Annotated in this window: 9 protein-coding genes and 1 pseudogene; 7 read left to right on the top strand and 3 right to left on the bottom strand. The window is 52.6% G+C overall.

Annotation, left to right across the window (positions count from 1 at the left end):
- A pseudogene (gene xylR, locus FDW87_RS22540) lies at positions 1-656 on the top strand (D-xylose utilization transcriptional activator XylR); the annotation flags it as partial.
- A gap of 42 nt (positions 657-698) precedes the next feature.
- Here the strand turns inward: xylR and FDW87_RS12960 are convergent.
- Complete coding sequence (locus FDW87_RS12960; protein ID WP_016154930.1) at positions 699-1523, bottom strand: protein bax; 825 nt, start codon at positions 1521-1523, stop codon at positions 699-701.
- Between the two features lie 316 nt (positions 1524-1839).
- Here FDW87_RS12960 and malS point away from each other — a divergent pair, with 316 nt between their 5' ends.
- Together malS and avtA are read left to right on the top strand one after the other, a co-directional pair.
- Entirely contained in the window at positions 1840-3870 is a 2031-nt protein-coding gene (malS, locus tag FDW87_RS12955) for an alpha-amylase (RefSeq protein ID WP_137379820.1), read from the top strand.
- A 176-nt stretch (positions 3871-4046) separates the two neighbouring features.
- Positions 4047-5297 (top strand): valine--pyruvate transaminase, encoded by a 1251-nt coding sequence (gene avtA, locus FDW87_RS12950; protein ID WP_049271770.1) that lies wholly within the window; start codon positions 4047-4049, stop codon positions 5295-5297.
- Between the two features lie 36 nt (positions 5298-5333).
- On the opposite strand, the gene FDW87_RS12945 is transcribed toward avtA, so the two are convergent.
- Both FDW87_RS12945 and yiaJ read right to left on the bottom strand, forming a co-directional pair.
- The gene (locus tag FDW87_RS12945; protein ID WP_137379819.1) at positions 5334-5807 is read right to left on the bottom strand and encodes a 4Fe-4S dicluster domain-containing protein; all 474 of its coding nucleotides are present in this window, start codon (positions 5805-5807) and stop codon (positions 5334-5336) included.
- Positions 5808-5924: 117 nt separating this feature from the next.
- The gene (gene yiaJ / locus FDW87_RS12940) at positions 5925-6740 is read right to left on the bottom strand and encodes an IclR family transcriptional regulator YiaJ (RefSeq protein ID WP_016154934.1); all 816 of its coding nucleotides are present in this window, start codon (positions 6738-6740) and stop codon (positions 5925-5927) included.
- A gap of 217 nt (positions 6741-6957) precedes the next feature.
- Here yiaJ and yiaK point away from each other — a divergent pair, with 217 nt between their 5' ends.
- From yiaK to FDW87_RS12920, 4 genes are read left to right on the top strand one after another with little or no spacing between them, the layout of a single operon-like run.
- The gene (gene yiaK / locus FDW87_RS12935; protein WP_137366826.1) at positions 6958-7956 is read left to right on the top strand and encodes a 3-dehydro-L-gulonate 2-dehydrogenase; all 999 of its coding nucleotides are present in this window, start codon (positions 6958-6960) and stop codon (positions 7954-7956) included.
- An 11-nt stretch (positions 7957-7967) separates the two neighbouring features.
- Positions 7968-8432 (top strand): YhcH/YjgK/YiaL family protein, encoded by a 465-nt coding sequence (locus tag FDW87_RS12930; protein ID WP_115190069.1) that lies wholly within the window; start codon positions 7968-7970, stop codon positions 8430-8432.
- Between the two features lie 13 nt (positions 8433-8445).
- Positions 8446-9378, top strand: a complete 933-nt coding sequence (locus tag FDW87_RS12925) for a DUF4862 family protein (RefSeq protein ID WP_047415844.1) — start codon at positions 8446-8448, stop codon at positions 9376-9378.
- Positions 9379-9409: 31 nt separating this feature from the next.
- On the top strand, positions 9410-10729 hold the full coding sequence (locus FDW87_RS12920; protein ID WP_016154938.1) for an MFS transporter: 1320 nt from the start codon (positions 9410-9412) through the stop codon (positions 10727-10729).
- Positions 10730-10732: the final 3 nt, after the last annotated feature.

Genomic DNA, 10732 nt, shown 5'->3' with positions numbered 1-10732 from the left:
CGGACTGGCTGCAAACCTTACCGCCACAAACCGGGATTATCGCCGTCACAGACGCACGTGCGCGGCACGTTCTGCAGGCCTGTGAACATCTGCATATTCCGGTACCGGAAAAACTGTGCGTCATTGGTATCGATAACGAAGAGCTGACCCGTTACCTGTCACGAGTCGCCTTGTCCTCCGTCGCTCAGGGGGCCAGACAGATGGGATATCAGGCAGCCAAACTACTCCACCGCCTGCTGGCTCACGAAGAGATACCCTTACAGCGCATTCTGGTTCCTCCTGTACGCGTTGTTGCGCGTCAGTCTACAGATTATCGTTCACTTACCGATCCTGCCGTTATTCAGGCGATGCATTACATTCGCAACCATGCCTGCAAAGGTATCAAGGTTGATCAAGTGTTGGACTCAGTAGGGATTTCACGTTCGAATCTGGAGAAGCGCTTTAAAGAAGAGGTCGGAGAGACCATTCACGCCGTGATTCATGCCGAAAAGCTGGAAAAGGCGCGCAGCCTGTTGATTTCTACCACGCTTTCAATCAACGAAATTTCACAGATGTGCGGCTACCCATCTCTGCAGTATTTCTATTCGGTATTCAAGAAAGAGTACGACACGACGCCAAAAGAGTATCGCGATGTGAACAGTGAAGTGTTGCTATAAGGATGATAGCCGGAGGGCGAAGTCGCCATCCGGCACTCGAAATTACATATGCGCGGCGATTAAACGCTGGTTGTCCTGATACATTGCAAACAGATAGTTGTTATAACTCTGTCCCTTAGTGGAATAACCCTTCAGCTTATGGATCATCGCGGTGGCGGTGACTTCCTGATCGGCTTTACGCAACTGCGCACGTGACTTACGGAAGGAAGAGTAGGCCGGATGCGTATTCAAATTAATGACGTAAGCATTCACCGACTCTTTCACTGATTCAAATTGTGAGTAGCCTTTGACCTTACCCGGTGCATTGTTACAACGACCCTTGCCACATTTCATGCCAAACAGGTTGTTGTTGCTACGCGCCAGCTTCGACGTACCCCAGCCGCTTTCTGCCGCAGCCATGGTTGCCACCATACTGGTCGGGATAATGTCTACACGCTCAAGCAGCGTATTCCACGGAATTTTACGCGTGTTACCAGACCAGTTCACCTTGTAGCGCTTCGCGATGTCTTTCATACGCGTACGCTCAGTCGGTGACCAGCGGTTCTGGTACTGTTTTGAAATCAGCCAGTTACGGTCCGCCGTAATGGCAGCATTTTGACTGGTAATATAAGGCATAACCGTCCGGAGAAACGCTTTTTTCCTTGGTGTTCCGGAAGGGTATTTTCGCAAATCAGGAAGTGAACTACTCTTTGCACTATTGCGAGAATACTCTTGTTTACTGCTAACCTGTTTATTACTTGCCTTGGTTATCTGGGGCTTGTGACTCGTTGTCGCCGTGTGTGTCTTTGCCAGCACCTCACCCGAAAATGCAACGGTGAGTAACATAAGAATCATTGCCCCATATCGTCGAATGGGAGTCAATATCATTAGGTCTCCTGGTCGGATTTATACATTCCAACACCTTATATTTTTCACAAAAATGAGAGATGAATCTCAAATCATATCAAAAATAGCCGTCAAGAGCACCCACAGGAATAGTCCAATTCTGAAACTATGTCACGTATTAACAGTTCTGGGTGCCATTAATTCGAAGAAAATGTGGAGGTTATCGCAAAATCAGTTCATTTTTTGCGCGCGATCGCTCACCCTCACTTCTCCTCCTGGCGGAATCAACTCAAAGGAGGAGTTTCCGGCCTGATTTCACTGGCAAACTGGCGAAAATCGCAGCATCAAGGACAGCACTATGAAACTTGCCGCCGTTGCGCTGGCGCTAATGCCCGGCATTGCCATCGCCTCATCATGGACGTCTCAAGGACTTCCCACCTTCGAAGCGGAAGGTACGGGTAAATTCGTCAGCCATGCAGCGTTGACGAAGGGTACCCGTCCTTTAACCCTGAATTTTGACCAACAGTGCTGGCAGCCTGCTGATGCGATAAAACTCAACCAGATGCTGTCGCTAAAACCTTGTGAAGGCACGCCGCCACAGTGGCGTTTATTCAAAGACGGCGATTACATACTGGAAATCGATACCCGCTCCGGTACGCCAACGCTGATGCTGTTGGTAAAAAGTGCTAAGGACACCGTCACCACCCAGATTCGCCAATGCCCGAAATGGGACGGTTCACCATTAACGCTGGACGTGAGCCAGACCTTCCCGGAAGGTGCCGTGGTGCGTGATTTCTACAGCCAGCAAACGGCAACGGTAAAAAACGGGTCGATTACCCTACAGCCCGCCGCAACCAGTAACGGGCTGTTGCTACTGGAACGGGCGGAAACCGATGCCCCCGCAGCTTTCGACTGGCATAACGCCACGGTGTATTTCGTCCTGACGGACCGCTTTGTGAATGGCGATCCGAGTAACGACCACAGCTATGGGCGTCGCAACGACGGCATGCAGGAAATTGGCACGTTCCACGGTGGCGATTTGCGCGGGCTCGCCAGCAAACTCGACTACCTGCAACAGTTAGGCGTCAACGCCCTGTGGATCAGCGCGCCGTTTGAGCAAATCCACGGCTGGGTCGGCGGTGGCGCCAAAGGGGACTTCCCCCACTACGCTTACCACGGCTACTACACCCAAGACTGGACCACGCTTGACGCCAATATGGGAAACGAAGCGGACCTGCGTGCGCTGGTTGATGGCGCACACCAGCGCGGCATCCGTGTCTTGTTTGATGTGGTGATGAACCATACCGGCTACGCCACGCTGGCGGATATGCAGGAGTATCATTTTGGGGCACTGTACCTATCGGGCGATGAGTTGAAAAAAACGCTCGGGGAACGCTGGACGGACTGGCAGCCATCCGCCGGGCAAAGCTGGCACAGTTTCAATGATTACATCAACTTTAGCGATAAAGCTGGTTGGGAAAAATGGTGGGGAAAAAACTGGATCCGCACCGATATTGGCGATTACGACAATCCTGGCTTTGACGACCTGACGATGTCGCTGGCTTTCCTGCCCGATCTGAAAACCGAATCCACCACGCCTTCCGGGCTGCCAAACTTTTATCAGCACAAGCCGGATACGCACGCCAAAGCCATCGCCGGTTACACGCCCCGGGATTATCTGACGCACTGGCTCAGTCAGTGGGTGCGTGATTATGGGATTGACGGCTTTCGGGTCGACACCGCTAAACACGTCGAGCTTCCCGCCTGGCAGCAGCTAAAAACACAAGCCAGCGCGGCGCTGGTCGAATGGAAGAAAGCCAATCCGGAAAAAGCGCTGGATGATAACCCCTTCTGGATGACTGGCGAGGCCTGGGGTCACGGTGTGATGCAAAGCGACTATTACCGTCACGGCTTCGATGCGATGATCAATTTCGACTACCAGGAGCAGGCGGCAAAGGCCGTCGATTGTCTGGCAAATATGGACCCCACCTGGCAGCAGATGGCGGATAAATTGCAGAACTTCAACGTCCTGAGCTATCTCTCCTCGCACGATACACGTCTGTTCCGCGAAGGTGGAGACAACGCCGCCGAGCTATTGCTGCTGGCACCTGGCGCGGTTCAACTCTTTTATGGCGACGAGTCGGCCCGCCCCTTTGGCCCAACCGGCTCAGACCCATTACAGGGTACGCGCTCAGAGATGAACTGGCAGGATGTGACCGGGAAATCTGCCGCCAGCGTCGCCCACTGGCAGCGAATCAGTCAGTTCAGGGCCAGGCATCCCGCCATTGGCGCCGGTAAACAAATCACGCTGCCGCTGAAGCAGGGATACGGATTTATTCGTGAGCATGGCGACGATAAGGTGATGGTGGTGTGGGCCGGTCAGCCCTGATCCCGGCAGGCTTCTCGCTGTCCACGCAGCGGGAAGCCTTACTCAACATTAAAAACCAGCCAAATAAAAATCAGCAGCACAAAATCTCAATCCGGCCTGATACCCCTGATTTGCACCCTGCCATGGGTAGCGCTATGGTTAGCCACTTTACTACTCAGTTCGACAGACCACCTGCTATGACATTCTCACTTTTTGGCGACAAATTTACCCGCCATTCAGGCATCACACGCCTGATGGAGGACCTTAACGACGGTTTACGCACCCCAGGCGCCATCATGCTCGGTGGCGGCAATCCGGCGCAAATTCCAGAGATGCAAAATTACTTTCAGTCTCTGCTGGCAGATATGCTGGAAAACGGCAAAGTCACTGATGCGCTTTGCAATTACGATGGTCCACAAGGTAAAACCGAGCTGCTGACTGAGCTGGCGAAACTGCTACGTGAGAAGCAGGGTTGGGATATCGAGCCACAAAATATTGCACTGACAAATGGCAGTCAGAGCGCATTTTTCTACTTATTCAATCTGTTCGCCGGACGCCGCGCCGACGGAACAACGCAAAAAGTGTTGTTCCCGTTAGCTCCGGAATACATTGGCTATGCCGATTCCGGGCTGGAAGAGGATCTCTTTGTCTCCGCGCGTCCAAACATCGAACTGTTACCAGAAGGTCAGTTTAAGTATCACGTTGATTTTGAACACCTGCACATCGGTGAAGAGACGGGCATGATCTGCGTGTCACGTCCGACAAACCCGACAGGCAACGTGATCACCGATGAAGAGCTGATGAAGCTGGACCGGCTGGCCAACCAGCATGGGATCCCGCTGGTGATTGATAACGCCTATGGCGTACCGTTCCCCGGCATCATCTTTAGCGAAGCGCGCCCGCTGTGGAATCCCAACATTGTGCTGTGCATGAGCCTTTCCAAGCTGGGTCTGCCAGGCTCCCGCTGCGGCATCATTATCGCGAATGAAAAAATCATCACCGCCATCACCAACATGAACGGCATTATCAGCCTCGCGCCTGGCGGAATGGGTCCGGCAATCATGTGCGAAATGATTAAGCGCAACGACCTTCTGCGTCTGTCCGAGACGGTGATTAAGCCGTTTTATTATCAGCGCGTTCAGGAGACGATTGCGATCATTCGCCGCTATTTATCTGAAGATCGGTGCCTTATTCATAAACCGGAGGGCGCGATTTTCCTGTGGTTATGGTTCAAAGATTTGCCTATCACCACCGAACTGTTGTATCAGCGTCTGAAAGCGCGCGGCGTGCTGATGGTTCCCGGTGATTACTTCTTCCCTGGTCTGGATAAACCCTGGCCGCATACGCATCAGTGCATGCGGATGAACTACGTGCCAGAACCGGAGAAAATCGAAGCTGGAGTGAAGATTCTGGCTGAAGAGATCGAACGCGCCTGGCAGGAAGGCTAACGCAAGTCCCGACCTAACCACAGATCGGGACTCAAATTACTGTGGAAGTGAACACAGACGCTGGCGCTGAATACTGACGGCATCTATACACTGCAACGCGCTGGTCGGGCAGGCTTCGACACACGCGGGTCCCGCATCACGGTGCCAGCATAAATCGCATTTTATCGCCTGCACCTGTGACGAGCGGGCGACGACATTCATTGCCCCAAACGGGCAGGCCAGCATACAACTTTTACAGCCAATACAACGCGTCTGTTCAACGAAGATATGCCCATGTTCACGACGAATTGCGTGCGTCGGGCAGACATTTGCACAGGGAGCGTCCTCGCATTGATGGCAGGCGACTGCCGTCGTAAAGGCGTCGTCTTTGATCACGCGGATGCGCGGGGTAAACGCAGTGGAAGAGACCGACGCGCAGTCCTGGTTTTGCTGGTGCGCGACGACGCAAGCAACTTCGCAGGTACGACACCCAATACATTTTGCCGCATCCGCCATAATAAACGCGTTCATTACTCCCTCCGTCTGCGTGAAAACCACAGAGTGCCAGAGAGGTTGCCCCTGACGCCTTGATCGGACAGGGGAAACGGTTAAATATTGTCAGGTGCCTGAACAACTATGGCGATCCGCCTAATCGCGAACGGTAAAACCCAGCTCATTGGAAATCGCCTGCGCGGTTTCCCGTAGCGGCTTGAGTAGATTTTTTTCCCCTATCTGCTTAAGTCGCGAAGTAGAGAGTGAAATTGACACCGCGTACGGCACCCGACCATGAATATCAAACACCGGTACAGCAATACAGGAAACGCCCAGTTCGTTCTCTTCACGATCCATCGCCATACTGCTTTCGCGGATCTGCGCCAATTCGTCGTACATCGCCGGCAAACCGGTAATGGTATTGCGGGTCAGCGGCTGAATAAGATCCTGATGGCTCTCCCAATAAGATTCCACATAATCCGCATGTCCAAACGCCATGTAAATTTTACCCATCGCGGAGCAATACAGCGGCATATGTTGACCGATATAAGCGCGGGTACGCAGCATGCCCGTCGTCGGTTCCAGCTTATAAATCAGAATCGCGTGGTCATCTTCACGGCTTGAGAAGTTGATTGTTTCACCCGTGGCAATGTTCAACGCTTCGAGGTGCGGTGCGGCAACATGGATGATATTCAGTGAAGATAGTGCCTTCTGACCCACGGCGATAAATTTAGTGGTCAACCTATAGCTACCCGCAGCAGGTGCAGGCGTGACATATCCGCAGGACTGCAGCCCTTGCAGGAGTCGATGCACAGTACTTTTGTTCAGCCCGGCCAGTTCAGACAGATGGGCCAGTGGGCACCCATTCGGATAGTTACTCAGAATCTCAATCAACATTAAACCACGGAACAGGCTCTGACTTCCGGCTGGCCTCTCTTTGTCTTGCGTCATTTCACTCTCTTTTGTGCCCATCGCTTCCGCTCCCCTTTTCGTCGCGCTCTGATGGTAGCGCAAAGTGTGTTTCAGTTCACGATCTGAACCGAAAAAACACAACCATTTGATTTTGATGATTTTAAAAAATAGACCACCCCGTTGATCTGTCAAAATTTGATCGCTATATTTGAAATCAGATTTCGCATAGTGAAATTTAGAGATAAAAAAGCGATCAAATTTAAACAAGGAAACAGGAATGAAAGTCACTTTTGAGCAGTTGAAAGATGCGTTCAAGCGGGTACTGCTGGCACGCGGTATTGCCGTTGAAACCGCCGATGCCTGTGCCGAAATGTTTGCGCGCACCACCGAGTCCGGCGTTTATTCGCACGGTGTGAATCGTTTTCCTCGTTTTATTCAGCAATTGGATAACGGCGACATCATTCCTGAGGCCAAACCGCAACGCATTACCAGCCTGGGGGCGATTGAACAATGGGATGCCCAGCGTTCGATCGGCAACCTGACGGCGAAAAAGATGATGGACAGAGCCATTGAGCTGGCCTCCGATCACGGTATTGGCCTGGTCGCACTGCGTAACGCCAACCACTGGATGCGCGGCGGTAGCTATGGCTGGCAGGCGGCGGAGAAAGGTTACATCGGTATCTGCTGGACTAACTCGATTGCCGTCATGCCACCGTGGGGTTCGAAAGAGTGCCGCATTGGTACTAACCCGCTGATCGTCGCGATCCCCTCATCACCAATCACCATGGTTGATATGTCGATGTCGATGTTCTCCTACGGCATGCTGGAAGTGAATCGCCTGGCCGGTCGCCAACTGCCGGTAGATGGTGGCTTTGATGATGAAGGCAATCTCACCAAAGAGCCGGGTGTTATCGAAAAAAACCGCCGCATTTTGCCAATGGGCTACTGGAAAGGTTCAGGTCTGTCGATTGTGCTGGATATGATTGCCACCCTGCTTTCTGATGGCTCCTCCGTTGCGGAAGTCACCCAGGATAACAGCGATGAATATGGCGTTTCACAGATTTTTATCGCCATTGAAGTTGATAAGCTGATCGACGGCGCCACCCGCGATGCCAAGCTACAGCGGATTATGGATTTCATCATCACCGCCGAACGCGCAGATGAAAACACGCCTGTCCGTCTGCCGGGCCACGAGTTTACAAAGCTACTGGAAGAAAATCGCCGGAACGGTATCACCGTTGACGACAGCGTCTGGGCAAAAATTCAGGCCCTGTAAGGAGCAACACCATGATCTTCGGACATATTGCTCAACCTAACCCATGCCGTTTGCCCGCTGCGATTGAAAGGGCGCTCGACTTTCTGCGCACCACAGATTTTCAAAAACTGGAGCCGGGCGTGGTGGAGATCGACGGTAAAAATATCTTCGCGCAAATTATCGATTTAACCACCCGTGACGTTGCCGAAAATCGTCCTGAGGTGCATCGCCGCTATCTGGATATTCAGTTTCTGGCCTGGGGTGAAGAGAAAATCGGGATCGCCATTGATACCGGGAATAACCAAATCAGTGAATCGTTATTAGAACAGCGCGATATTATTTTTTATCACGCCAGCGAACATGAATCTTTCATTGAAATGATTCCGGGAAGTTATGCCATATTTTTCCCGCAGGATGTTCACCGCCCTGGATGTCATAAAACTGTCGCCACACCGATCCGTAAAATAGTTGTGAAGGTCGCTATTTCAGTTTTATAAAAAGGAGCACAACATGAGCGTTAATAATGCCGGTTATATTATCGGTGCGTACCCCTGTGCACCCTCATTTCACCAAAAGAGTGAAGAGGAAGAGAAGGATTTCTGGCGACAACTCGCCGATACCCCGGATATTCGCGGTTTGGAGCAGCCCTGCCTTGAACATCTTCACCCGTTAGGCGACGAATGGTTATTACGTCATACACCGGGCGACTGGCAAATCGTGGTCACAGCTATAATGGAAACCATGCGCCGTCGTGGCGCAAACAGCGCTTTTGGGCTGGCTTCCAGCGACGAAGAACAACGTAAAGCCTGCGTGGCGTATTACCGCCATCTGCAGCAGAAAATCAACCATATCAATGCAGCCAACGGCGGAAAAGTAATCGCGCTGGAGCTGCATGCCGCACCCTGTGCCAGCAATCCAGATGTTGCGCAGGCCACCGACGCATTCGCCCGTTCGCTTAAAGAGATAGCCAATTGGGACTGGTCCTGCGATCTGGTGCTGGAACATTGTGATGCCATGACCGGTATTGCGCCGCGCAAAGGTTTTCTGCCGTTGGACAACGTGCTGGAGGTCATTGCCGGGTATGACATCAGCGTGTGCATTAACTGGGCGCGCTCGGCCATTGAAGGACGGAACCTCACCCTACCGCTGACCCACACGCAGCAGGCCCAACGGGCTGGAAAACTGGGCGCACTGATGTTTTCCGGTACCACGCTTGCGGGGGAATACGGCGAGTGGCAGGACTTACACGCACCGTTTGCCCCTTTCTGTCCAGAAGGTCTGATGGCCACCGACCATGCCCGCGAATTATTCGCCTGCGCAGGAGCAGACCCATTGCAATTTTCTGGCATTAAATTGCTGGAAATAAATGCCAGTGCAGATGTGAACCATCGTGTAGCGATATTGCGCGACGGTATCGCCGCATTAAATAAAGCAAAACTATAAAAATAAAATACTACTCTACGAGAATATTAATATGAACATGACCTCTCGCCCTACACTTCAAGACATACCCCGTCAGCGCTGGCTACGGATTATTCCACCTATTCTCATCGCCTGTATTATTTCTTATATGGACCGCGTCAATATCGCATTCGCGATGCCCGGCGGAATGGATGAGGAATTAGGTATTTCCGCCACCATGGCCGGTCTGGCCGGTGGTATTTTCTTTATCGGCTATCTGTTTTTACAGGTTCCCGGCGGAAAAATTGCCGTACACGGCAGCGGCAAGAAATTTATCGGCTGGTCGTTGGTTGCCTGGGCGGTCATTTCCGTTTTGACGGGGTTGATCACGAATCAGTATCAACTGCTGGTTTTGCGCTTCTTACTCGGCGTTGCCGAAGGCGGCATGCTGCCGGTCGTGCTGACGATGATCAGTAATTGGTTCCCCGATGCCGAACGCGGTCGCGCCAATGCGATTGTGATTATGTTTGTGCCGATTGCCGGGATCATTACCGCCCCGCTCTCGGGTTGGATCATCACCGTGCTCGACTGGCGCTGGCTGTTTATCATTGAAGGTTTACTGTCTGTCGTCGTCCTGGTGCTGTGGGCCTATACCGTTTACGACCGTCCGCAGGAAGCGCGCTGGATCTCTGACGCCGAGAAAAATTACCTGGTGGAAACGCTGGCCGCCGAGCAAAAAGCCATTGCCGGAACCGAAGTCAAAAATGCCTCTCTGGGCGCAGTACTTTCCGATAAAACCATGTGGCAGCTAATCGCGCTGAACTTCTTCTATCAGACCGGGATTTACGGTTACACCCTGTGGCTGCCGACCATTCTCAAAGAGTTGACTCACAGCAGCATGGGGCAGGTCGGCATGCTCGCCATTCTGCCTTACGTCGGCGCAATTGCCGGGATGTTCCTGTTCTCTTCTCTCTCTGACCGCACCGGTAAACGCAAGCTGTTCGTCTGCCTGCCGCTGATTGGCTTTGCCCTGTGCATGTTCCTCTCTGTGGCGCTGAAAAATAACGTCTGGCTGGCTTATGCCGCGCTGGTCGGCTGCGGATTCTTCCTGCAATCGGCTGCGGGCGTGTTCTGGACTATTCCGGCGCGTTTGTTCAGCGCGGAAATGGCCGGTGGCGCACGTGGGGTCATCAACGCTCTCGGCAACCTCGGTGGCTTTTGCGGTCCTTACGCGGTCGGCGTACTCATCACCCTGTACAGCAAAGATGCGGGCGTTTACTGCCTGGCAATTTCACTGGCTCTGGCCGCGCTGATGGCCCTGCTGCTGCCAGCGAAATGCGATGCCGGCGCCGCGCCGCTAAATACACTGAATCCACATAAACGTACAGCTTAAAAC

The sequence above is a fragment of the Citrobacter sp. wls826 genome, from assembly GCF_005281245.1.
In the GTDB taxonomy this organism is placed as follows: domain Bacteria; phylum Pseudomonadota; class Gammaproteobacteria; order Enterobacterales; family Enterobacteriaceae; genus Citrobacter; species Citrobacter braakii.
The sequence above is the reverse complement of the archived record's forward strand: the minus strand, read 5'-3'. Positions and strand labels throughout refer to the sequence as shown.

What these genes read in the sequence shown, in the direction of transcription:
- FDW87_RS12920 (WP_016154938.1), top strand. Translation starts at nt 9,410, where the DNA reads ATGAACATGACCTCTCGCCCTACACTTCAAGACATACCCCGTCAGCGC.
- malS (WP_137379820.1), top strand. Translation starts at nt 1,840, where the DNA reads ATGAAACTTGCCGCCGTTGCGCTGGCGCTAATGCCCGGCATTGCCATC.
- avtA (WP_049271770.1), top strand. Translation starts at nt 4,047, where the DNA reads ATGACATTCTCACTTTTTGGCGACAAATTTACCCGCCATTCAGGCATC.
- yiaJ (WP_016154934.1), bottom strand. Translation starts at nt 6,740, where the DNA reads ATGGGCACAAAAGAGAGTGAAATGACGCAAGACAAAGAGAGGCCAGCC.
- FDW87_RS12930 (WP_115190069.1), top strand. Translation starts at nt 7,968, where the DNA reads ATGATCTTCGGACATATTGCTCAACCTAACCCATGCCGTTTGCCCGCT.
- yiaK (WP_137366826.1), top strand. Translation starts at nt 6,958, where the DNA reads ATGAAAGTCACTTTTGAGCAGTTGAAAGATGCGTTCAAGCGGGTACTG.
- FDW87_RS12925 (WP_047415844.1), top strand. Translation starts at nt 8,446, where the DNA reads ATGAGCGTTAATAATGCCGGTTATATTATCGGTGCGTACCCCTGTGCA.
- FDW87_RS12945 (WP_137379819.1), bottom strand. Translation starts at nt 5,807, where the DNA reads ATGAACGCGTTTATTATGGCGGATGCGGCAAAATGTATTGGGTGTCGT.
- FDW87_RS12960 (WP_016154930.1), bottom strand. Translation starts at nt 1,523, where the DNA reads ATGATATTGACTCCCATTCGACGATATGGGGCAATGATTCTTATGTTA.